21 protein-coding genes are annotated in these 22,442 nt (G+C 51.2%); 6 read left to right on the top strand and 15 right to left on the bottom strand.

Annotated features, from left to right (window positions below):
* Positions 1-15: 15 nt before the first annotated feature.
* The 4 genes from soxY to C0081_RS07520 form a co-directional block, all read right to left on the bottom strand.
* Positions 16-438: a thiosulfate oxidation carrier protein SoxY gene (soxY, locus tag C0081_RS07535; RefSeq protein ID WP_101533208.1), complete on the bottom strand. Its 423-nt coding sequence runs from the start codon at positions 436-438 to the stop codon at positions 16-18.
* Between the two features lie 64 nt (positions 439-502).
* On the bottom strand, positions 503-958 hold the full coding sequence (soxX, locus tag C0081_RS07530; protein WP_101533207.1) for a sulfur oxidation c-type cytochrome SoxX: 456 nt from the start codon (positions 956-958) through the stop codon (positions 503-505).
* Positions 959-1,188: 230 nt separating this feature from the next.
* Positions 1,189-1,770 (bottom strand): thioredoxin family protein, encoded by a 582-nt coding sequence (locus C0081_RS07525; RefSeq protein WP_180966802.1) that lies wholly within the window; start codon positions 1,768-1,770, stop codon positions 1,189-1,191.
* A gap of 64 nt (positions 1,771-1,834) precedes the next feature.
* The gene (locus C0081_RS07520) at positions 1,835-2,575 is read right to left on the bottom strand and encodes a cytochrome c biogenesis CcdA family protein (RefSeq protein WP_101533206.1); all 741 of its coding nucleotides are present in this window, start codon (positions 2,573-2,575) and stop codon (positions 1,835-1,837) included.
* Between the two features lie 82 nt (positions 2,576-2,657).
* On the opposite strand from C0081_RS07520, the gene C0081_RS07515 reads away from it, so the two are divergent.
* The 3 genes from C0081_RS07515 to C0081_RS07505 all read left to right on the top strand — a co-directional run bounded on the left by C0081_RS07515 (position 2,658) and on the right by C0081_RS07505 (position 4,548).
* Positions 2,658-3,071: a thioredoxin domain-containing protein gene (locus C0081_RS07515; RefSeq protein WP_180966801.1), complete on the top strand. Its 414-nt coding sequence runs from the start codon at positions 2,658-2,660 to the stop codon at positions 3,069-3,071.
* 6 nt (positions 3,072-3,077) lie between these two features.
* Complete coding sequence (locus tag C0081_RS07510) at positions 3,078-3,428, top strand: ArsR/SmtB family transcription factor (protein WP_101533205.1); 351 nt, start codon at positions 3,078-3,080, stop codon at positions 3,426-3,428.
* A gap of 64 nt (positions 3,429-3,492) precedes the next feature.
* Entirely contained in the window at positions 3,493-4,548 is a 1,056-nt protein-coding gene (locus C0081_RS07505) for a YeeE/YedE family protein (protein WP_101533204.1), read from the top strand.
* Positions 4,549-4,627: 79 nt separating this feature from the next.
* On the opposite strand, the gene iolG is transcribed toward C0081_RS07505, so the two are convergent.
* From iolG to C0081_RS07490, 3 genes are all read right to left on the bottom strand, one after another.
* Complete coding sequence (gene iolG / locus C0081_RS07500) at positions 4,628-5,620, bottom strand: inositol 2-dehydrogenase (protein ID WP_101533203.1); 993 nt, start codon at positions 5,618-5,620, stop codon at positions 4,628-4,630.
* A gap of 459 nt (positions 5,621-6,079) precedes the next feature.
* Entirely contained in the window at positions 6,080-7,039 is a 960-nt protein-coding gene (locus C0081_RS07495; RefSeq protein WP_101533202.1) for a YheT family hydrolase, read from the bottom strand.
* Positions 7,040-7,184: 145 nt separating this feature from the next.
* The gene (locus C0081_RS07490; RefSeq protein ID WP_101533201.1) at positions 7,185-9,407 is read right to left on the bottom strand and encodes an NADP-dependent isocitrate dehydrogenase; all 2,223 of its coding nucleotides are present in this window, start codon (positions 9,405-9,407) and stop codon (positions 7,185-7,187) included.
* An 842-nt stretch (positions 9,408-10,249) separates the two neighbouring features.
* Between C0081_RS07490 and C0081_RS07485 the strand changes: the two genes are divergently transcribed.
* Genes C0081_RS07485 through C0081_RS07475 form a run of 3 tightly spaced genes read left to right on the top strand, consistent with a single transcriptional unit; the run spans position 10,250 to position 16,501 of the window.
* Positions 10,250-11,890: an NAD(P)-binding protein gene (locus C0081_RS07485; protein WP_101533200.1), complete on the top strand. Its 1,641-nt coding sequence runs from the start codon at positions 10,250-10,252 to the stop codon at positions 11,888-11,890.
* Positions 11,883-15,494 carry a pyruvate:ferredoxin (flavodoxin) oxidoreductase gene (gene nifJ, locus C0081_RS07480; RefSeq protein ID WP_101533199.1) on the top strand — a complete coding sequence of 1,204 codons (3,612 nt, stop codon included), beginning with the start codon at positions 11,883-11,885 and terminating at the stop codon, positions 15,492-15,494. The genes C0081_RS07485 and nifJ overlap by 8 nt, the downstream gene beginning before the upstream one ends.
* A gap of 11 nt (positions 15,495-15,505) precedes the next feature.
* Entirely contained in the window at positions 15,506-16,501 is a 996-nt protein-coding gene (locus tag C0081_RS07475; RefSeq protein ID WP_101533198.1) for a dihydroorotate dehydrogenase-like protein, read from the top strand.
* An 83-nt stretch (positions 16,502-16,584) separates the two neighbouring features.
* Here the strand turns inward: C0081_RS07475 and C0081_RS07470 are convergent, their stop codons facing one another.
* The 8 genes from C0081_RS07470 to C0081_RS07435 all read right to left on the bottom strand — a co-directional run bounded on the left by C0081_RS07470 (position 16,585) and on the right by C0081_RS07435 (position 22,407).
* Positions 16,585-17,592, bottom strand: coding sequence for a hypothetical protein (locus C0081_RS07470; RefSeq protein WP_101533197.1), 1,008 nt, complete (start codon positions 17,590-17,592; stop codon positions 16,585-16,587).
* Entirely contained in the window at positions 17,589-18,326 is a 738-nt protein-coding gene (locus tag C0081_RS07465; RefSeq protein ID WP_101533196.1) for an ABC transporter ATP-binding protein, read from the bottom strand. The genes C0081_RS07470 and C0081_RS07465 overlap by 4 nt, the downstream gene beginning before the upstream one ends.
* Positions 18,323-19,486, bottom strand: coding sequence for an ABC transporter permease (locus C0081_RS07460; RefSeq protein ID WP_101533195.1), 1,164 nt, complete (start codon positions 19,484-19,486; stop codon positions 18,323-18,325). Before C0081_RS07460 ends, C0081_RS07465 begins: the two co-directional genes overlap by 4 nt.
* Positions 19,483-19,791, bottom strand: coding sequence for a hypothetical protein (locus tag C0081_RS07455; protein ID WP_210200431.1), 309 nt, complete (start codon positions 19,789-19,791; stop codon positions 19,483-19,485). The genes C0081_RS07460 and C0081_RS07455 overlap by 4 nt, the downstream gene beginning before the upstream one ends.
* Positions 19,788-20,405 (bottom strand): nitrous oxide reductase accessory protein NosL, encoded by a 618-nt coding sequence (locus tag C0081_RS07450; protein ID WP_210200430.1) that lies wholly within the window; start codon positions 20,403-20,405, stop codon positions 19,788-19,790. The genes C0081_RS07455 and C0081_RS07450 overlap by 4 nt, the downstream gene beginning before the upstream one ends.
* Positions 20,406-20,516: 111 nt before the next feature.
* The gene (locus C0081_RS07445; protein ID WP_146006425.1) at positions 20,517-21,137 is read right to left on the bottom strand and encodes a twin-arginine translocation pathway signal protein; all 621 of its coding nucleotides are present in this window, start codon (positions 21,135-21,137) and stop codon (positions 20,517-20,519) included.
* Between the two features lie 126 nt (positions 21,138-21,263).
* Positions 21,264-21,677 (bottom strand): hypothetical protein, encoded by a 414-nt coding sequence (locus tag C0081_RS07440; RefSeq protein WP_101533193.1) that lies wholly within the window; start codon positions 21,675-21,677, stop codon positions 21,264-21,266.
* A gap of 175 nt (positions 21,678-21,852) precedes the next feature.
* A complete protein-coding gene (locus C0081_RS07435) occupies positions 21,853-22,407 on the bottom strand; it encodes a cupin domain-containing protein (RefSeq protein ID WP_101533192.1) in 555 nt (184 codons plus the stop codon).
* Between the last annotated feature and the right edge of the window lie 35 nt (positions 22,408-22,442).

Below are 22,442 nucleotides of genomic sequence, written 5' to 3'. Positions count from 1 at the left end.
CACAATGCTCAGTTTTTAACCACCGCAACCGCCGATGGTAACTTTGACAGTCGATTTGGCGCTGCGAAATGAACCATCCGCCATCTGCGCAATCGCAACAACATCCTGCGTGGTGGCAAGACGAATGCGGGTCGATGCAGACTGTGATGGATTGAGAGGGCCAAACTTGAAAGTTGCAACCGCGGGCGTCGGGTTACCAGCAGCCAGAAGCATAATAGAGACGGCTCCTTTAGCGCTCACCTCAACAGGCACAGTGTTGCCATTTTCCGCAATTTCTGGTGCAGACAGATCAACACCGCCCTCAGTCACCTCTTTGCCGCCAGTAAAAGCCGCTATCGCATCATCGGTCCCAGTAGCAAGAGCGGGCAAGCTTATAAAGCTCGCTGCAACCACAGCACCCGTGCCAATCGCAAGAACGTCCCTGCGTGTGTATGTCATTTCAAACCTCCATTGACGAAAAGAGCCACAAGGGCAGGCCGGTGCCTGCCAAACTCGCTCCCACTCACTGTTCTTTAAGTGTTTTCAAATAGGCGACAACATCTTCAACTTGCTGCGCCGTAAGTATGGTTTTGCCTTTAAATTGCTTGGCTGTGCGTGGAAAATCCTCTCCCACATAAAAACCCGGCATGATGGTGCCTTCGTATGTATTTTTGGAATTAATGATGATGCCGCGAAGCTCTGCCTCATTCCAGCGATCAGCAACACCATCGAGGCTTGGTCCAACCTCTCCGTGGAATTGCTCCAGTTTCATCTCGCTATTTTCGTGACAAGCAAGGCAATTGCCCAATTTGCGACTGATGAAGGTTTTGCGGCCTTCTTCGGCCACACCCGCTTGACCCGTCAAGGGCGCAGGAACCGCCCCTTCATCAAAGGTCACATCGCCGGGTTTGACCACATCGGCCATCGCAGCACTGGAACCAAGGATCAGGGCAAATGCTGCCCAAGCTATATGTTTCATTCCGGTCCTCCCCTAGATCAGACGCTCTCCCGTCACTGGTCCTGCGACTGATCGCGTCTGTTTCTTTCTTTGTTGCTCTTAGCGTTTAGCTACGTCTTTTTGCGTATTATTGAGGTATTTAGCCTCATCTTTTACGATTCCACAAGAACAAATTCAAAAAACTGAATTTCATAATGTGTCAGAGACATACATTTGGCAATCAGGCCAAAGTCTCATTAGACATCGTTATCTCACTGTTGCTGCGCAGCAAATTTACGAGCGTGATACTTTTGAAAGCTTTCTTCGCCCTCATAGCCCTTCTCCATCACCCAATTGAGAAGGTTGAGGGTCGTATGCCGGCCAAAGGCCCCCGGCATTTGCACGACTGCAGCTCGATTTGCTGGCATGTCGCCACTGACAGTTTCAGGGAAAAACATCAGAGTGGGCGTAAACAGAGCACCCCATTTTTTTACAATCTCTTTTTCCGGCAGAGCTTCGCCGTCAAAATCTGTCACTTCCACATCGCCGAACATATTGATCTGCACGACAAAGAAATTCTCTTCGATAAAGCTGGAAATTTCAGAACGAGGAAAAACCTCTTCATGCATCTTTTTACAATAGATACAGCCCCTCTGCTCGATGATAATCATCAGCCGCTTGCCCTCAGCGGTTGCTTCGGCCAAATCTTCTGAAAGATCCTTAAAGGTGTCTCGCATCCATGATGTTTTGTGCAATCCGTCATCACCCATTTCGGACCATGCCGGACCTACCGCCCCCGTCGTAATACCAACGAACAGCAGCAGTGCTGCGAAAATTCCAATCACATGTTTCATAGTCTGAGGCCTCCCCTCCTCATGTTGGTTATCTTTCCAATTTTAAAAGCTCCGGTAGAGCGCATCAGCCAATTGCACTAAAAATCGGAAATGTTTCAATCATCCATTGCGCGATATAGTTGATGCTGTTGGTGGCAATCAAAACACCAAACAATATCAGCATTCCCCCCATAATCTTCTCGATCAACCCAAGATGCTTACGGAACCCCGCCATCCAGCGCATGAAGGGTCCTATGAACATAGCAGCCAACACAAAAGGCAAGGTCATCCCCAATCCATAGGCAAACAACAGCACAGCGCCCGACTGGGCGGCATCCGCCCCTGCCGCCATAAACAGGATAGAGGCAAGCACCGGCCCGACACACGGCGTCCAACCGAAGGCAAAAGCAAGCCCAATGAGATAAGCCCCAGCATAGCCAACACTGCTTGTTGACCCCGCATCGCTACGAAACTGCCGATATAGAAAGCCGATGCGCATGATCCCGAGAAAATGCAACCCCATTACAATAATGACCGCTGCCGCAACCCAGCGCAGAATGTCGAAATACTCCCGCACAAATTGCCCGAATATCGACGCGGCCATGCCCAACATCATGAAAACGGAGATCACACCGGCTGCAAAACAAATGGCCGCCAAGATGGCCCTACGACGCACAGTCCCATCAATCTCAGCATCAGCGGAGATCTGGTTCATGCCGACACCCGCCAAATAACTCAAATAAAATGGGACGATGGGCAGAATGCATGGAGATAAAAATGACAAAAGTCCTGCCAACAAGGCTCCCCAAAGCGTTACATCTAGCAAATCAGACTCCTATCGCTTGTAAAATTCACATATTCAAATTAAATTATGTATTCCGATCTGCGTCAATATGAATATGATGATTATGATACATTCACTCCTATTTCTGATTTTTCTGGCCTGTGCGCCTGCAAGCGCAGCTCCCGTTGAACCCACGGGTGTCGGTATGGAATTACTAATGGTCGAAGCAGAAGGGTGTGTCTGGTGTGCCCGATGGAATAAGGAAATTGGACCCATCTACCCCAAGTCGAGCGAGGGGAAACGCGCCCCTTTGCGACGAATCGATAAACAAACATCGCTCCCGTCGAGCTTCAAACTGACGCGTGGTTTTTTCTATACGCCCACATTCATTTTGCTTGTGGACGGGACGGAAAAAGGACGCATTGAGGGTTATCCTGGCGAAGATTTTTTCTGGGGCCTACTTGCACAATTGCTCGCATCTGTAGATAAATCGGCATCGGTCGAATTGGAACGACAACAAGACAACAACGCTCGGTGACAAACAATGCCTCTACCCGTTTTTCGCGAGAATATGGATGAAGCTGACTTGGATAAAATGGCGCGCAATGCCAACCTTGCGTCCAACTTTCTCAAGGCCATTGGGCATGACGGCCGACTGATGATCCTGTGCCATTTGGTAACGGGCGAAAAATCTGTCACCGAATTGGAAGATTTGCTCTCCGCGCGACAAGCTGCGGTGTCCCAACAGCTCTCCCGCCTGCGCCTCGAAGGCTTGATCGAACCACGCCGCGAAGGAAAGTCCATCTATTACCGCTTGACCGATGATCGCCCAAAACAAATAATGGAAGTCGTCTACGACTTGTTTTGTCGGGATGAAGATCAGGGCGAAAAATAAAAATCACATCGCCTAGGCAAGCCGAACATACAAAAAGTGTGGCGGCTTAGGGAGGAAACCTGCGATGACTGATTTTTTCAGTGCACCTATACTTGTGACTGCAATCGGCTTGTTCGGCGGCATTTCGCTTGGCCTTGCTGCAAGGTTGGGGCAATTTTGCACCCTTGGTGCCATTGAAGACTATTTCTATTCCAGCTCGGATTTGCGCCTGCGGATGTGGGGCATTGCGATTGGCGTTGCTATCATCGGAAGCTTTGGTCTTGTCCAGTTCGGTGCTCTGAACCTTGCCAGCACACCCTATCTCAATCAGCATTGGTATCCGATGCAAAGCATCGCTGGAGGCTTACTGTTTGGCTACGGCATGGCCATCTCGGGCAATTGCGGCTTTGGTGCACTGGCCCGCTTAGGCGGCGGCGATTTACGCGCCTTTGTCATTGTGGTTGTCATGGGAATATGTGCCTATGCCACCATCTCTGGCCCCCTCGCCTATGGGCGTGTTTGGCTGTTTCCACCCCAGCAATCAAGCCCCGCACTACCCGGCATTGCAAATGACCTCTCAGCCCTCACCGGTATTTCCACCGCAGCCGTCGGCATCACAATCGGTCTGTTGCTTTTGATCATCGCCATTTATCCAAGCCATGTCAGGCAAAGCCGTAAAACGCTTATTTGGGGCGTCATCGTCGGTTTGGCCATTGTCTCGGGCTGGTGGGGTACCCAATGGGTATCAACCGACAGTTTCGACGCAGTCCCAGTGACCACCCACACCTTTTCCGGTCCCATTGGAGAGTCCATTCTCTATATCATGACGGCTTCAGGCAGCGAGCTGAGTTTTGGCATCGGTTCGGTAGCAGGCATCTGGATCGGCGCATTCATTGGCAGCTTGATCAAGGGTCACTTTCGCTGGGAAGCCTGTGAAGACCCGAGGGAATTGCGCCGGCAGATCATTGGGGCGGGCTTGATGGGCGTCGGAGCGGTAACAGCCGTTGGCTGCTCAATCGGTCAAGGCTTGTCTGCCATATCCGTCCTCTCCTACAGTGGACCAGTCACCCTGATCGCCATTATCGCAGGCGCGGCGCTGGGCTTAAGGCAGATTATGGTCGGCTTTGCCAACCCGATCTAACCCCTATCAGCCTTGACCAAACAAAAAAGGCCGCTACAAAGCGGCCTTTTCAATTCAACAGGAGGTGAAATAACCCAGATTACTTGCCGATTTTGATCGCCCGACCCTTTTTAAAGGATTCAGCGGCCGCTGTAGCAAGCTCCATGGCTTTCAGCCCGTCAATTTGATTGGGATAGGCTTCATCCTGTCCTGCCACCAAACGACAGAATGTCTGCAACTCGGCTTTATAGGCCAGAGCGTACCGCTCCATAAAGAAGTCGAGCAGTGGATCACTGCGATACCCTTGTTTGTTAGCGAGCGTAACGGCTGTACCGCGCAGGTTGTTTGCCCGAACCATACCCTTGGAGCCATGCACTTCAACGCGTTGATCATAGCCATAGCTTGCACGACGGCTATTCGTGATCGTGACGATTTTGCCTGAAGCTGATCGTAGGGTTGCGGTTGCTGTGTCCAGATCACCAATTTTGCTAATCTCAGGATCAGTCAACACGGAACCCGTGGCAAAGACTTCAACAATCTCGTCGTCCAGCACATAACGAGCCATGTCGAAATCATGGATCATCATATCAATAAAAATACCGCCCGAAGATTTCAAATAGTCTAGCGGAGGAGCAGAGGGGTCACGCGAGGTGATTTGCACCAGCTCGACTTCCCCCACTTCACCATTTTTAATGTTACGCTTGACAGCATCAAAATTGGTATCGAAACGACGGTTAAACCCGATCATCATTTTGACACCCGCTTTTTCAACGGCGGCAACGCATTCTCGTACTTTGGCTAAATTTAGATCGATTGGTTTTTCGCAAAAGATATGCTTGCCACCTTGAGCTGCTTCAAGGATTTGCTCGGCATGCTGATCGGTCGGAGAAGCAATAATGACAGCATCGATCTGGGGGTCGTCTACAATTTCCAACAAGGTCGCGCGCCGGGCACCGGTCAGCGCCTGAATATAGGCGGCGGCTTCGTCGCGAGGATCATGAATTGCAACGATCTCCACCTTATCCATAGCACTTACAGCTCTGGCATGAATTTGTCCAATGCGGCCAGCACCAAAAAGACCGATACGAATCATATTTTTCTCTCCAATAACCATACATACAAACAGGCACGTCGTTGAAACGGTTCTATGTGACAGGATGATTGCATCCCTGGCCCGTTCAACACTATTCACCAATATTCGGGAATGACTGCCCCCGAATAGGCAAATTAGCCTTTAGTTTCACTTCATTTGCACCAAACGACGCTCACAGTCAAATTCATGTATTGCATAGCTCCTGCGCGACGCCTGAGATGAATGCATATGAAGCCTATAATAAGGACTTAGATTATGGGTAGAATGCCGGCGGCCACAGCATAGTCCTGCCCAAACATCAAAAAACAATTTCTCTTAAAGGTTGATTTATCAGCATTTTTCCTTATCGCACAACACCTGACCAAAGAGTTCAGACAGAAAATCGCATCGACAACGAGATCGAAAGCTTTAAAACGCGTCGAGGCGCGTAGCGACAAAAAATCAACAGGCAAGCCTGCGTCAACAGAACAAATCAACCAATACCCCGTCAATCCAACTATTCAGGTGATAGCCCGACAGGAACCCGCAATGCCCGCCATAGGGCACAATTTGCAAAGTCATACCGTCCAGCTTTGGTAATAAAGCGCTGCTCTCGACGGGAATAATCGGATCATCCTCAACCATAACAATGTGGCAAGGCGCATCCATTCGTTTGAGATTGTGCTCATTGAGCGCATAAGCACGAAAGTAACTTGAAGCGGTTGCATGATTTGAAAAGCGCGGCACAAAATCCTCATGCATAGCTATAATGTCAGTGTGGCCAAGCAAATCTGTATGGGCCTGATAGTCCTCAAACAAGGCGATCTTCTTTTCAAACGACCTTTGCCATTTGGCGCAGAAATAGCGATTATAGATAAAGAATTTCTGGATCGAAAAAGCCGCCTGCTCTGGATCAATCGGCGGCGACACAGCAACGACCTGATCCACGTGCATCCCGCGATCCGCCAGATTGGCCGCCACCCGCACCACCAGATTTGCCCCTAGAGAAAATCCGGTCAACCCGACATAGCGATGCGGATAGATCATGCAGATTTGCTCCATCGCGTCCAGTATTTCGGTTAAGCGAACGGCCAAAAACGGATCATGATTGAGATGATGACTAGGGCCATGATCCCGCATATGCAGCCGAAAAATTGAAAAGCCCTGTTCATACAAAGCTGCTGAGACAGATTGCAAATAAGTGGAGTTGGCATTGCCCTCCCACCCGTGCAGCAGCACGATCATGCCGCGCGATGGGTCCCGCCCTGGAGTGTGTAATCCATGCAATCTCACGCCATCACTACAGTTCAAAACTACCTCTGTACTGGCCGCGTTCATTTGTTTGGCCCGCTTGGCCACCAACCACTTGCGCGGTCCATTGTTACCAAAAATCGTATTGATATGGCGATTGCGTAAGCCAAACGGCGGTCTGCTATCCATCACAGTCTCATCAGTCAATTTGCAAGGGGATCAGCATTGGCCTGATAACATCAGAAATCAAGTCATAGCCTCCTCTTCATCCCGCGACAAAAAAAGCGCCCGGCAGAACCGGGCGCTTTCTAAACGACATAAACGAGCTTACAGATCAGCCAATAATCGCATTAAACGTCGCGCTTGGGCGCATAACCGAGGCTTTTTTCTCAGCGGCGGGGTGGTAATAACCACCAATGTCAGCAGCTGGGCCCTGCGCCGCGGCCAACTCAGCCAAGATTGCAGTCTCACCTTCAGCCAGCGCTTTTGCAATGGGCGCAAAATGGGCTGCCAATGCGGCATCGTCTGTCTGGGCAGTCAGAGCCTCAGCCCAATATCGCGCAAACCAGTAATGGCTATCACGATTGTCTGGCTCACCCACTTTACGGGACGGTGATCTGTTGTTGTCCAGAATGCCCTGTGTTGCAGCTTCCGCTGCCACGCCAAGCACGCCAGCCTTACTGTTACCTTTGCTGTCAGCCAAGAAATTCAGGCTTTCACCCAAGGCACAGAATTCACCCATTGAATCCCAGCGCAAATGGTTTTGAGAAACCAACTGCTGAACATGCTTTGGTGCAGACCCGCCTGCGCCCGTCTCGAACAAGCCACCACCATTCATCAATTTAACAATCGACAGCATTTTGGCCGAAGTACCCAGTTCAAGGATCGGGAACAGATCGGTCAGATAATCACGCAACACATTGCCGGTGATGGCAATGGAATCTTTGCCTGCAGTGATAGTGTTCAACGAAGCACGGGTCGCTTCACGCGGCGCCATAATAGAAAACTTGTCAGCAACGCCAGCCGCTTCCAATGCAGGCGTCACATATTTGATCAACTCTGCATCATGGGCACGGTTGGCATCGAGCCAGAAGATTGCCTCAGATCCTGTAAGACGCTGACGATCCAAAGCCAGTTGGATCCAGTTTTCAATAGGCGCTTTGTTCACAGTGCAAGCGCGCCAGATATCGCCTTTTTCAACATCATGGCTCAGCAATGCTTCTCCGTTGGCAAGAACGATACGAATGCTACCCTCTGCAGGGGCCTCGAAAGTGGTTGGATGAGAACCATATTCTTCGGCTTTCTGGGCCATCAGACCAACGTTAGCAACTGAACCAGCGGTAGCAACATCCAATGCACCATTTTCTTTGAAGAATTTGATGCTTTCATCATAGATGGTTGCGTAACAATTATCCGGAATGACGCAATTCAAATCGCCCTTGGATCCGGTCTCGTCCCAGCCTTTACCGCCAGCACGGATAACAGCAGGCATGGACGCATCGATAATAACATCAGAAGGCACATGCAGGTTGGTGATACCTTTGTCGCTGTCTACCATATAAATGGACGGACGCTCTGCATTCAGCGCATCAATGTCTGCCTGTATTTCAGCCGCATTCGGCATTTCGGCAATCCGAGCCAAAACGTCGCCCATACCAGAGTTGGGATTCACACCGGCGGCCGCCAGAGCGTCGCCATATTTGTCAAAAACAGGGGCCAACCAAGCTTTCACTGCGTGCCCAAAAATGATGGGGTCTGAAACCTTCATCATCGTGGCCTTCATGTGCAACGAGAACATGATGCCGTCTTTTTTGGTATTTTCAATTTCTTCAGCAAGGAAAGCAGACAAAGCCTTTGCGGACATAAAAGTCCCATCAACCACGGTGCCATCACCCAACACCCAACCATCTTTCAAAACGGTCACAGCGCCATCTTTAGCGACAAATTCAATTTTCGCGGCACCAGCCTGATCGGCAGTCAAGGTCGCGGCTTTCTCATTGGCATAAAAGTCGTTGCCTGACATAGACGCAACATGCGTTTTACTGTCAGATGCCCACTTGCCCATCGAATGCGGGTTCTTTTGAGCATAATTTTTCACGGCTTTTGCAGCACGGCGATCAGAGTTGCCTTCACGCAAAACCGGGTTTACGGCAGAGCCCTTTATTGCATCATAACGAGCCTTGATTGCTTCTTCATCTGCATTTGATGGCTCTTCTGGATAGCTCGGCAGATTATAGCCCTGCGCTTGAAGCTCTTGGATAGCGGCAACCAACTGGGGCACAGAAGCAGATACGTTTGGCAACTTGATCACGTTGGCGCCTGGAGTTTTTACCAACTCACCCAATTCAGCCAGATCGTCGCTTTGACGCTGGGCATCAGTCAGATTTTCCGGGAAGGTGGAAATAATTCGACCAGCAAGGGAAATATCCTTGGTGCCAACCTTAATGCCTGCAGCATCTGCAAAGGCGCGAATAATTGGCAAGAACGATGCGCTCGCCAGTTCTGGCGCTTCGTCTACAGTCGTATAAATGATATCAGGGGTGGTTTGATCTGCCATATTAATTACCTTTCCGGTTCTCGAATTCCTTAGCGCACACCCAATTAAAAGCTGCCTAACTTGAAAAGTGCCTGACTTGGCAGGATCATTTCTCAATGGGATATACGTAAAACTTGAAGCAGCCGGGCTGCCAGCCCTTTCGTTGAAGATCGCCCAACGGGGCAGATCTCATCAAAGAAAAGGCCAAGTGGTTCAAAATCTCAATCATTCAGTACCAACCGAACAATTGCCAAAATACTAAATCGCGTAACGAGGCTTATCGGGAGTAAGAAACCTGCTCCACGCGAGCGCACTATGCGCCAACCCGCGTTCGACATTCAAGCATGGAGTGCTCTATATATCTGGGCTTGCCACAAATTTGTCCCGCAAAACCAAAGTGCTGACCAAGTCTTTAGTCCCAAGAACAAGGCATTGATATTCAACATCTGTCGCATTCACCAAATACAGCCAAATCAAGCCAACGCAGATCAATGGCCCCCGTTTTGTTACAATTAGGCACCATTTGAAGGACCTCTCTACTGGTTTCCCCCAACAACAAAATTACGCATATTCGTTACGGCATCACAAATTTAAAGTATACTTTAATGTATTCAAAGCATCTCTAAATCTGCAGCATTATTATTCCTCGCTAGAAAAGCCGAAATTACGGAGCCCTTTCTTTAAAATTGGCATGACTTTACAGCAGCTTAGAATTATTCGAATATTCAAATTCATTTAACACCATGTCTCCGACACCGCAAATCTGCATATCAAATTTTGCCAATTGATCAAAATCAACGCCTCTGTGCAGTGAACTATCTAAGCCAGAAAAAGACCAATGCACCCACAGAAGGGCCCATTTCATGAGTTCCAAACATCAGGACTTCACGCCAGTTGTCGACTTGACCATCCCCTCCGGCGCAGGCCCAACGCGACAAAAAAAGCCTCGTTATGTCACTCTGACTCCACCCTGCAGCAATGTCTGCCCTGCTGGCGAAAACATTCGCGAATGGCTATCAGCGGCTCAAGCAGGCGACTATCACAAAGCTTGGGAAATCTTGACAGCTGAAAACCCTATGCCTGCTGTGCATGGCCGGGTTTGCTATCATCCTTGCGAACAAGGCTGCAACCGAGGTCAGGTAGACGATTCGGTTTCCATCCACGCAGTGGAGCGCTTTTTGGGTGACTTGGCCAACAAAGAAAACTGGGCCTTCAAAAAAATCCGCCCTGACAGTGGCAAAAAAATTCTCATTGTAGGCGCAGGACCATCCGGTCTGTCTGCTGCCTATCATTTGGCACGCTTGGGCCACGAAGTCGAAATCTTTGAAGCAGGCCCCATTGCTGGTGGCATGATGCATTTTGGCATTCCAGCCTACCGGATGCCGCGCGAAGAACTCGCTCAAGAAGTGGCACGCATCGAAGCACTCGGCGTCAAGATCGTAACCAACCACAAGGTCACGGACCTGCTGGAAGAGATGGAACTGGGCAGTTTCGATGCAGCCTATATCGCCATCGGGGCAGGAATGAGCCGCCGGGTCGACATACCGGCCCGCGATGCAGTCCAAGTGCTCGATGCCGTTAATTTGTTACACGACACATCAGATGGACATCCGCCTCTCCTTGGCCGCAGGGTCATTGTTTATGGCGGTGGCAACACCGCAATGGATGCGGCCCGCACAGCCAAACGCCTTGGCGCCGCCGAGACCATGATTGTCTATCGCCGCGATCGGGAACATATGCCTGCCCATGATTTTGAAGCTGACGAGGCGATGGCCGAAGGTGTTAAAATCAAATGGCTAACTACCATCAAAGAAATTCAAGGCTCCGAACTCACCGTCGAACGCATGGAAATTGATGAAACCGGCAGACCGCAACCAACCGGTGAATTTGACACCCTGTCAGCAGATGCAGTCGTTCTAGCCCTCGGCCAACAGACCGAAAGCACTTTCTTGAACAAAGTGCCCGGACTGGTCTTTTCTTCAAACGGCACCGTCGTTGTTGGCCCCAATCAAATGACCGATGTACCGGGTGTATTCGCCGGTGGCGACATGGTCCCCGGTGATCAATCCGTGACCATAGCAACAGGGCACGGCAAAAAAGGCGCTCGCCATATCGACGCATGGCTGGCTGGCACCACCTATCAAGAACCGCTTCCGACCGACATTGTCACATTCGACAAACTGAACCTGCCGGTCTATTCCGATGCAGACTCTTCGGAACAAGCCGAAGTTTCAGCAAAAAAACGCGTCGAGAATTTCGGCGAAGTCCTGTCAGGCCTAACCGAGGAAGAAGCCCGGTATGAGGCCCAGCGCTGCTATTCATGCGGCGACTGTTATGAATGCGACAATTGTTTGGCGGCATGCCCCGAAGGGGCCATCATCAAACTTGGCAGAAATAGAGGCTACACCGTCGATTGGGACAAATGTACCGGCTGCTCGGTTTGTTATGACCAATGCCCTTGTCACGCCATCGACATGATCATGGAGGCACGCCCCAATGTCTGAGCATTCCCCAAAACAAGATACAATGGACGGCAACACAGCGGTTGCCCATATCGCCTACCGGGTCAATGAAGTCTGCGCGATCTATCCCATCACGCCTTCCTCCAATATGGCTGAACTGGCAGACGAATGGACCTCTGCCGGTATCAAGAACATCTGGGGCAACGTTCCTGTTGTGCAACAGATGCAGAGCGAAGCAGGCGCAGCAGGCACCCTGCACGGCGCGTTACAAGCGGGTGCCCTGACCACAACCTTCACGGCCTCGCAAGGGCTGTTGCTCATGCTTCCCAATATGTTCAAGGTGGCAGGCGAGCTGACCCCTACCGTGTTCCATGTCGCGGCCCGCGCCATTGCCACCCATGCCTTGTCAATTTTTGGTGATCATTCCGACGTCATGGCGGCTCGCTCTACGGGCTTTGCCATGTTGGCCTCTGCCTCGGTACAAGAAGCCCATGACATGGCGCTGGTAAGCCACGCCGCAACACTCAAATCCCGCGTTCCGTTTATGCACTTTTTCGATGGGTTCCGCACCTCTCATGAGGTCAACACCATCGACATGATCGACGATGATCAAATCCGTGATATGATCGATGACGATCTGGTCCGTGCCCACCGCGCACGCGCTCTGAGCCCGGACAATCCGGTGGTGCGCGGCACAGCGCAAAATCCGGATGTGTTTTTTCAGGGCCGAGAGGCCTCCAACACATTCTATAACGACGTACCGCAAATCGTTGAAGACGCGATGGACCGCCTCGCGACCCATACTGGACGCCAGTACAAACCGTTTGACTATTACGGCGCACTGGACGCAGAACGCGTCATCGTCGCTATGGGGTCTGGTATTGAGATCGTACAGCAAACGGTTGAAGAAATGCTCGCCAGAGGCAAAAAGGTCGGGCTCTTGGTAATCCGCCTCTATCGACCTTTTTCCGTCAAACATATGTTGGCCGTTCTGCCCACAAGCGTGAAAAAGATCGCTGTGCTTGACCGCAACAAAGAACCAGGCGCAACTGGCGAACCGCTTTATCTTGATATTATCGCCTCTATGGCCCAAGCCGTTGCACAAGGCGAATGGGCAACCATGCCCCGCATCGTTGGCGGTCGCTATGGCCTATCATCGAAAGATTTCACCCCCGCTCAGGCAAGAGCCGTGTTCCAAGAGTTGGGCAAAGACGCACCGCGTAACAACTTCACTGTCGGCATCAATGATGATGTCACTCACCTCAGCCTCGACGTTGATACCAGCTATGACATTGAAAAAGATGATGTGGTTCGTGCTGTCTTCTACGGCCTTGGTGCCGACGGCACCGTCGGGGCCAACAAAAACAGCGTAAAAATCATCGCTGGCGTAGATGGGCGCTATGCGCAGGGTTACTTCGTCTATGATTCCAACAAATCAGGCTCCGTCACCGTCTCGCATTTGCGCTTTGGTCCCAAACCGATCAACGCCCCATATCTTGTTGCCAGCGCCAATTTTGTTGCGTGCCACCAATTCCATTTCACCCAAAAAATGGACATGCTAAGACTGGCAGCCAAGGGTGCAACATTCTTGCTAAACTGCCCTTTCCCTGCGGACAAAGTCTGGGCGCACCTGCCAACCGACATGCAGCAGACGATCATCGACAAAGAGCTGAAATTCTTTGTCATTGATGCATCTTCCGCAGCACGAAAAGTGGGGCTAGGCTCTCGTACGAATACGATCTTGCAAACCTGTTTCTTTGCACTTTCGGGCGTCTTGCCACGTGATGAAGCCATCGCCAAAATCAAACAATCGATCAAGAAATCCTACGCCCGCAAAGGCAGCCACATCGTCGAGCAGAATTTTGCCGCAGTTGATGGCGCTTTGGCTGGATTGACCGAAGTGACTGTGCCCGACCAACCGTCAGGTGCTTTAAACCGCACGTCCATCGTGCCGCCACGTGCGCCAGAATTCGTGCGCAAAGTGACAGCCCAAATGATGGAAGGCCTAGGCGACAACATCCCCGTCAGCGCATTGCCTGTCGACGGCACCTTCCCTTCTGGCACAGCACAATGGGAAAAACGCAACATCGCCGAAGAAGTCCCCATCTGGGAACAGGAGATGTGCATCCAATGTGGTCAGTGTAGCTTTGTTTGCCCACACTCGGTCATTCGCGCCAAATACTTCGATGATGATGCACTGGAAAAAGCGCCGGATACCTTCAAATCGGCTCCGGTCAATGCGCGCGGCTACCCCGGCGCTCACTTCTCGCTTGCCTTCTATCTAGAGGATTGCACAGGCTGCGGTCTCTGCGTTGAAGCCTGTCCAGCGACCAGCCCGATTGAACCCGGCGTCAAGGCCATCAATATGCATGACAAGACCACCGCCAGCGGTGATCTGGTTGAATATCAACGTGACAGTCTCAGCTTTTTCGAAACCCTGCCCATCAACGACCGCTCCCGCGTTGACTTTGCCAACGTTCGCGGCGTTCAGTTCCTTGAGCCCTTGTTCGAATTTCCTGGTTCCTGTGCCGGTTGTGGCGAGACCCCTTATGTCAAACTGCTCTCCCAGTTGTTCGGGGACCGCTTGATGGTCGCCAATGCCACCGGCTGTTCCTCAATCTATGGCGGCAACCTGCCGGTCACTCCTTGGACGAAAAACGAAGAGGGCCGCGGACCGGCTTGGGCCAACTCACTGTTCGAAGACAACGCCGAATTTGGTTTGGGCTTCCGACTCGCTGCGGACAAACATCTCGAAGTCGCCTCCGGCTTGATAAAGCAACTGGCTAGCAAACTTGGTGAAGAGCTAGTCGCTGATATTTTGGAAGCACCGCAAATCCGTGAATCAGAAATACGGAACCAACGAGAACGGATCGCATCTCTGAAGACCAAACTGCTAACCATGAAGGGCAACTCCGAGGTTGATCACCTACTCTCTGTTGTTGATCATCTGGTGCGCCGTTCTGTCTGGATTGTCGGCGGCGATGGCTGGGCCTATGACATTGGTTACGGCGGCCTTGACCACGTGCTGGCCAGCGGGCGTAACGTCAACATTCTGGTTATGGATACCGAGGTTTACTCCAACACAGGCGGCCAAGCATCCAAGGCCACCCCATTGGGGGCCATCGCGAAATTTGCTGCGGCGGGCAAACGAACCCAACGTAAAGATCTTGCCATGCAAGCGATTGCCTATGGCAATGTTTATGTCGCTCAGGTGGCCTTCGGAGCCAACCCACAACAAACTCTTCAAGCCTTCCGTGAAGCCGAAGCCTATGATGGACCTTCAATCATCTTGGCCTACAGCCATTGCATCGCCCATGGCTACAATCTGCGCAATGGCCTGAACCAGCAGGACAAGGCGGTTGCATCTGGATATTGGCCGCTGCTGCGCTATGACCCTGCGCTTTATGACATGGGACAGCCTCCATTCATGCTTGATTCACCCAGGCCCAACCTCCCATTCCAGGACTATGCCTATAGTGAATTGCGTTACAGCGCGCTGGCCGCCAGTCGCCCTGGAGAGGCCACTGCATTGCTGGAAGAGGCACAGAAAGCCATTCACGAGAAGTTCCAGTCCTATGAGGAATTCTCTCAAATGAACGCTGGTCCAGACCCATCACGGGTTCTTGGCGCTGGCAGCAAGTTGTAAAGGAGGCTGATATGGATTTGACAACAAACTATCTCGGCCTGACACTTAAAAGCCCTCTCGTGGCAAGTGCCAGCCCCCTCAATGCCCATCTGGACAATCTCAAAGCTCTGCAGGACTATGGCGCGGGTGCCGTCGTCCTGCCCTCGATCTTTGAAGAACAGATCGTGCAAGAACAGGAAGTGCTGGATGCGCTGATCGACAGCAATTCGGAATCCTCAGGCGAAGCCTTGAGCTACTTCCCGACCCTGTCGTCTTATGCCTTTGATACCACCCGACAGATCACATTGATCGAGCAAGCCGTCGCCAGTCTTGATATTCCGGTCATCGCCAGCCTGAATGGCATCCACACCAGTGGCTGGGTGAATTTTGCCCGTGACATTGAGGCGGCTGGAGCCCATGCCATCGAGCTGAATATTTTCTTTGTTCCATCTGACCCAACAATATCGGGACAAGAAGTAGAGCAGCGCTATATTGACATTGTCAAAGCTGTAACGTCGGTGGTTAGTATTCCTGTCTCGGTCAAAATCGGTCCCTACTTTAGCTCTCTCGGCTCGATGGCCTCTGAGTTGGTCAAAGCCGGAGCGAAGGGTCTGGTGATGTTCAACCGCTTTTACCAGCCAGACATCAACACGCAAAAGCTAAGTATCGAACCAAGTTTGGAATTATCGACATCCTTTGAAATGCGATTGCCACTTTTGTGGATCGGCATTTTGGCGGGTCGCACCAATGCTTCCTTGGCAGCAACCACTGGTGTCGAAACACACGAAGATGTTGTGAAATATCTTCTGGCCGGTGCCGATGTCGTCATGACCACATCGTCCCTTTTGCGCCACGGGTTGGAGCATATGAAGGTGCTCTCCGATGGACTGGTTGACTGGCTGGATGCACGTGATCTGACATCGCTTGATATCATGCGCGGCAAACTCAGCCACATTTGCATTGCCAATCCGGAAAGCTATGAGCGAGCAAACTATATTAAGGTGCTGCAAAATCACGGTCGCGCTTAAGCCCTTGTGATCTGTTTGATGCAGTGAAAAAACTTGGCCCCGGCAGACACTGTCTGACCGGGGTTATTTTTTATCCAGTTCAATCATCGAAAATACACCAGCTGAGAAGACCAGATTGCGAAGAGGCAAAGGCCGCCAAATGCCAAAAACCCACCGATGGACAAACTGATACAGGCATACAGCACACGCGGTAGATGTTGCTTGAGACTGGCCGCCTTCACCGCCTTGATCGGCAATGACAAGGCCCCCGCCGACAATCCAAAAGCCGTGCCAACAAACAGGCAGAGATAAAGCCCATAACCAATAAAGTCATACTCCGGTTTGAGGATACAAAAGGGGCAATGATGGTGAGGCTGGGCATAAATATAGGGCGCAATCACCGAAATAATGGCCGTGATAGCACCAACAAAATAGACCGGACAGAACAGCGCATACAGCCAAGACAGTCGAATCCTTATAAAGCTGACGCTTGCCAACAGGCTCAAAACACCCAAACCGGCAAATAGCACCCACAAAGCCAGTTTGGGATCGAGCGACGCCAGTTGCGCTTCAATACCGGACACTTCTGGTGTGAAAATCCGAGAGCAGCAAGAGGTGATGACATCGGCTTCAAGATAGAGAAAATAGACCAGCTGCAACACCGCACCAAACACCATGACGGGCGCAAGTCCGATCAGGAACCAGTATTTGAATCGCATAAACGGATAATCACGTCCCTTGCCATCCACATGATGCAGGACCAACCAGACAAAAGAGCCAAAGAAAGCGGCCAATTTGAACAACAGAGCCGGGAAACCATAGGCATTGACATTGAGTGTTCCAACCGCGCACATCGCGCCAACAAACATCACCGCCATGCGATCTGCATTATAGACAAACAAGATCAAGCTCATCAATTCAACCAACATCACAAAGACCAAAGCAGTCGAAACCAAATAGGTTCGGCGCTCCAAAGTGATTTGGCGACCATGACCGCTGGCTGCATCCCAATGTTTGAGCAACGACACCGCAAACAGCGCAGCCCAAACAAGGATCAAACTGTCAAGCAACGAAGACAACAAAAGAGCCATAATGGCGCTTTGAAAAATCATGTTGCCTCCTCGCCGCACTGATCGTCATTGCATCGATAGTCAGAAAGCGTGTCTTTCCCCCCAACATCGACCAAGCAGCCATCTTGCATCGATACAATAATATTGACCCCATCAGACTTCCAGATGCGTGGATCGTGGCTGGACAGGATGACCGTTTTACCCTCGGCACGCAGCGACGCCATAATTGCGAGAAATTGTTCGGTCAGGGCTCCGTCAAGATTGGCAGTCGGCTCATCGGCAATCACAATAGACGGGCTATTGATCAAAGCCCGCGCAATCGCAACCCGTTGGGCTTCGCCACCAGATAGCAACTCGGTTGATACGCGCGCCTTGTGTTGCAATTGCAACTGCGTCAACAGCGCCATTGCCCGTTGTGTGAGTGCACTGTGGTCCATCCCCAATGGATAGGCAGGGATCATCACATTCTCCAACACCGACAATCCACGCAGCAGATTAAACCGCTGAAAAATAAAACCAAATTGCGCCCGTCGAATCTCTGTCATGAAATGCTCGGGCAGACCGGACAGGATGTCGCCATTGAGATAAATACGCCCCTCACTCGGACGAGAAAGACAGCCAATCATGCTCAACAAACTGGTTTTGCCAGACCCGCTAGGGCCTTTAAATACAATGGTCGCATCGAGCGGCAGTGTCAGTGAAACATCGCGCACCGCAAAGGTCTCATTGGTCTGTCCCTGATTGTAGATTTTGCTAACGCCATCAAGCCTAATCATCGCATCACCTGCTCGGGGTCAGTTATCGCGGCGCGCCAAATGGGTATCAACGTCGCGGCGGTAAAAGGAACGATGGTGAAGGTTGCAAGCGTCACCAACTGCAAACCATCAACCGATGGCATCAGGCTAAACTTCGGATAAAGCACCCCCCATCCTTGCAAAATCGGCTGCAACAGGTTCGCATTGAGAAAAAACACATGAAAATAGGCGGCGATTGTGCCCATCATGAAGGCCGTTAAAGAAACAAAGGCACCTTCCCAAATTTTCATCGCCATCACATCACCGGTTTCCCAGCCCACCGCTTTCAGGATGCCAATCTCTCGTTTTTCCTCTGCCGAGAGCCCCGAAGCTTTGTCAAAAACGAAGATCGCAAAAGCCAGCAAAGCGCCACCGAGCAGCGCCAACATAATGCCCTCTCGCCATGAGAAAATAGAGGCGTAGGTCCGCAAAATATCATTACGCGTCACAAAGCGTGCGTCGGGCAGCCGATAAGACGCTTTGCCAACAATGGTCGCTACCTCACGCTCATTGCGCACATGCAGCACCAGATCTGTATAAACGTCTGGCTCAAGCTCAAAGAAACGACGAAAATCTTCCTCGGACACCAACACCAGATCAGAGCTCACAAGCGCAGACTCGCTGCTCAAAATATCTTTGATCCGCAACACCATCGGCCTGCCTGTGGGCGATGGAAGGGTCAATATGCGGCCCTTTTCAACCCTACGAAGGCGTGCCACGCCCTCACCCAAAATGGTCTGCCCTTTTTCAAGGGCAAGACCAGCTTTATCAGCCCCGGGCACCATCAAGGTGTAATTGGCACGGCTCGAACGATCATAAAAATACCCCCACAAACGCCCTTCTGCCTTGCGCACCCCACGGATTTTTCCAATGGCTTCAAGATAACTCAGGGGCACCAGATCATGCCGCCCCATTTTCAACCTTTGTACCGTGATCTCAGGCGCAGCTTTCAACAACAGTGCCGCTTCGTTGCGAATGGCGTTTGAGAAAAACATCACCGACGCAAGCAGAAAAACCACCAACACATAAACCAACAACAAAATAAGATTGCGAGCCCAGCGACGCCGCATCGATGACAGAGTAAAATCCATCAAATAGAGCTGACGCCGCATATAAGAACCCCGGGCCGTCACAGCAGTCATGGCCGGACCTCCCTATGCAGCAGATGATTGGGAGGCGCGATCAGAGATCCCGTCGGGAAATGATCAAGCGACGTGGGGTGATCCTGAAAGGCAGAATGAAAATCGGCCATTGAGGGATGCCGTGTATAGCGCGCTTCGGTAAAAAGCGCCAGATCACTCAGCCCCAACGGGCGCACCAAGCTTTCTCGAAACAATTGCAAACGCATGGGACCCTCAGATAAGGCACCATGCATCAGCACTAGAAACATCAGCGTGATCAACAGGCCCCATAAGGCTAGCGCATAAAAAGAAGGTCGCTGCATCATTGAGAAGGGATCTCCCCACGATCAAGCGCCAGCAACAATTCCATGGTCACCTCCTGAAAGGTGAGTAGACGCTGTCCTTTGTGATCTTTCATAAACTCATCAGCATCAAAGCGATCCAGGTGCGGAATCAGATCATGCCCCATCGGCCCCAGAACGTCCGACCCAGCTACATAGAGCGCGGTGCGGGCATCAATACGCGCCGTAGCATAATAGTCGGTCACGCCAATGCGCAAGATGTCTTGTTGCTTGCGCCCTGATGCGTATTTCTCCATGTCCAATAGATATTTGAACATATCCTTGGCGCCATCAAAATGATCGGCATGTCCATCACGATACAAAACCGTAGCAATCCAATCGGGATAACGAGCAGGAAACATACCACAAACCGGACAACTGTCACGATCATGCGGCATCGGCGTTCCGAACGGCGTTTGGTCAGACGGATCAGCACTCACAGACTGCGCCACGACCATATCGCTGTTCACAATCAAGCCAACACAGCCACACAGACCCCAAAGGCCTCGTATCATAAAGCTTCGCCGCTCAGGGCTTTCGGCCTTGGCATTTGAAGACAATTGGTGTGAAGCATCAGGATTATTATCTGGATTGCACATAGGCCATCCCTTGATCATTGGGCCAAAAAACACAACAGCGCTGGAAGGTAGAAACAAACAGAGGCTCACATCCGCTCATCTCCACCTTCCATGCCACCAAGAGCAAAAGCTCTAGTTTGCTTTGTCTTTCATTGCCTTCATCTTTTTATCCATATGAGCGTGCTTTTCAGCGCGGCGCTTGCGGATCATCAAGGTGTTTTTGGCCATATCGCCATAAGCCGCTTCTAGCGCAGCATCAAATGGCACCACCCGCTCGGCTCCAACGCTGGCAGCTTTGGCCGCATCAGCATAGGCCCACTTGCGCGACGCCGACATGGTACCAGGCTTGCTTGGATCAAGAGCATAGTGGGCGTCTTCAACTTTGATCAGAGGTTTGATTTCTGCGTCAGATCCTGCATCCCCTACCCAGATATTTTTAGGGCCGCTATCCATATTCAAGGACAAAGAAATAGCAGCACAATGAATGGAACAGGTGCCTTCTGTGGCATCATTTTCATATTGAATAAGATGGCGTGTATGGCTCCATTTCTGTCGATCCATACCGCAATAACTGCAAGTCGGATATTTCTCAAATTCCTTGTCGGTCGGATTGGCGTCTATTTTCAAATGGCTGGTTGGACCATGCGGCTTAGCATGATTTGATTGTTCCATTTTGGCGTTGGCAGTAACGCTTGCAAGAACAGTAAAAACAGGAGCCAGAGCGGCAGATGTCAAAAGGCTGCGACGGTTCATATCGGTTTTCCCAAATTTAAAACTACAAAGCAAAGCCAAACCATGCGCCACAACATGCAGAGACATGCCGCGATTCCGCATTATCAAACGCCCCCGAACGGGACATCACGGGTCCGACTACGATTATCAGGAGAGTTGGGAGAATGCTGGCGGGCCGCGAATATAAAGCGTCTGCGTGCGGGCTATTGCGGCAAATTGGTCTACGCGAGCAAGAAAGTGCAGTTTAGCGAATTGTGGGACCGCAACAATATCGGCGATCACCACATCCATCATGGCAGCGGTGACAGCGGAGGCGCACACCGGACACCGGCCCTTGCCATCCTTATCCGGCGCCGGACCATTTCCTTCAAGAGTTACCAATCCACCGGCGGAACAAATTTGCAGGAAACTAAAGGCAACCGAACCTTTCTCAACCTGAACCGCCGAGCCACTGGCGGCCACCCACAGGGAAGTGGAATGCACAACGCCAAAAAACAGCTGGCTGGTGAGGGCAAGAAGTGCCACCCATAGCGCCAGATAATCTTTGGCCAATCGTCTCATTCGCTGAAACACACCCTGCATTTGGTAAAAAAAGAGAACAGATTCTCGAATCCGAACATGACATTCATATCCATCTTTTTAAAAAGATCAAACAAAAGACCGATCAATGCCATTAGATATAAGTCGCTACGCAATTACCCCTATTATGAAGAAATAATGCGTCACAATGCAGTGTCTAGAAGCTAGGCGGTGTGCAAGCGCTGACCAAAATGCATTTTTCTGCTCCAACCGCTCGGAACCGGTGCGGCACACGGCTCTCAAACAAATAGGCATCACCGGGCCCAAGAATCCGGCGCTGATCACCAACAGTGACTTCGATCCGTCCTGAAATAACAACCCCTCCTTCTTCACCCTCGTGGTTGTAGAGCACGCGTCCGGTGTCGGCGTTGGCTTCATAGGTCTCATAGAGTATCTGCAAGCTCCGACCCAATAGGTTGTTGCCCACTTGTTTCAGGGACAAGCTGCCCTTGCCAATTTCTTTCAAACTTTCAGCGGCAAAGAAAACCTCTCGCTCCGGCACTCCTTCAAACGAAAAGAACTCAGCCAACCCGATGGGAACGCCATCAAGGATGCGTTTCAACGCCCCCACCGATGGATTAATTTTGCCAGCCTCGATTTGCGAAACCATAGAATTGGCGACACCTGCTTTTTTGGAAAGCGCTCGCTGGGACAGGCCCGCCTGCCGCCGCACCATGCGCAACCTCTCTCCAACGTCCAAGTCATTGTCCATAGTTCACCCCGCTCATTATAATGATCAATTTAAGC

Source organism: Cohaesibacter celericrescens, from assembly GCF_002866925.1.
Lineage (GTDB): Bacteria > Pseudomonadota > Alphaproteobacteria > Rhizobiales > Cohaesibacteraceae > Cohaesibacter > Cohaesibacter celericrescens.
This window is presented reverse-complemented; position numbering and strand designations above follow the sequence as displayed.

Coding starts and splice junctions, on each gene's coding strand:
- soxY (WP_101533208.1), bottom strand. CDS start 438: ATGACATACACACGCAGGGACGTTCTTGCGATTGGCACGGGTGCTGTG.
- soxX (WP_101533207.1), bottom strand. CDS start 958: ATGAAACATATAGCTTGGGCAGCATTTGCCCTGATCCTTGGTTCCAGT.
- C0081_RS07525 (WP_180966802.1), bottom strand. CDS start 1,770: ATGAAACATGTGATTGGAATTTTCGCAGCACTGCTGCTGTTCGTTGGT.
- C0081_RS07515 (WP_180966801.1), top strand. CDS start 2,658: ATGATACATTCACTCCTATTTCTGATTTTTCTGGCCTGTGCGCCTGCA.
- C0081_RS07510 (WP_101533205.1), top strand. CDS start 3,078: ATGCCTCTACCCGTTTTTCGCGAGAATATGGATGAAGCTGACTTGGAT.
- C0081_RS07505 (WP_101533204.1), top strand. CDS start 3,493: ATGACTGATTTTTTCAGTGCACCTATACTTGTGACTGCAATCGGCTTG.
- iolG (WP_101533203.1), bottom strand. CDS start 5,620: ATGATTCGTATCGGTCTTTTTGGTGCTGGCCGCATTGGACAAATTCAT.
- C0081_RS07495 (WP_101533202.1), bottom strand. CDS start 7,039: ATGGATAGCAGACCGCCGTTTGGCTTACGCAATCGCCATATCAATACG.
- C0081_RS07490 (WP_101533201.1), bottom strand. CDS start 9,407: ATGGCAGATCAAACCACCCCTGATATCATTTATACGACTGTAGACGAA.
- C0081_RS07485 (WP_101533200.1), top strand. CDS start 10,250: ATGAGTTCCAAACATCAGGACTTCACGCCAGTTGTCGACTTGACCATC.
- nifJ (WP_101533199.1), top strand. CDS start 11,883: ATGTCTGAGCATTCCCCAAAACAAGATACAATGGACGGCAACACAGCG.
- C0081_RS07475 (WP_101533198.1), top strand. CDS start 15,506: ATGGATTTGACAACAAACTATCTCGGCCTGACACTTAAAAGCCCTCTC.
- C0081_RS07470 (WP_101533197.1), bottom strand. CDS start 17,592: ATGATTTTTCAAAGCGCCATTATGGCTCTTTTGTTGTCTTCGTTGCTT.
- C0081_RS07465 (WP_101533196.1), bottom strand. CDS start 18,326: ATGATTAGGCTTGATGGCGTTAGCAAAATCTACAATCAGGGACAGACC.
- C0081_RS07460 (WP_101533195.1), bottom strand. CDS start 19,486: ATGACTGCTGTGACGGCCCGGGGTTCTTATATGCGGCGTCAGCTCTAT.
- C0081_RS07455 (WP_210200431.1), bottom strand. CDS start 19,791: ATGATGCAGCGACCTTCTTTTTATGCGCTAGCCTTATGGGGCCTGTTG.
- C0081_RS07450 (WP_210200430.1), bottom strand. CDS start 20,405: ATGTGCAATCCAGATAATAATCCTGATGCTTCACACCAATTGTCTTCA.
- C0081_RS07445 (WP_146006425.1), bottom strand. CDS start 21,137: ATGAACCGTCGCAGCCTTTTGACATCTGCCGCTCTGGCTCCTGTTTTT.
- C0081_RS07440 (WP_101533193.1), bottom strand. CDS start 21,677: ATGAGACGATTGGCCAAAGATTATCTGGCGCTATGGGTGGCACTTCTT.
- C0081_RS07435 (WP_101533192.1), bottom strand. CDS start 22,407: ATGGACAATGACTTGGACGTTGGAGAGAGGTTGCGCATGGTGCGGCGG.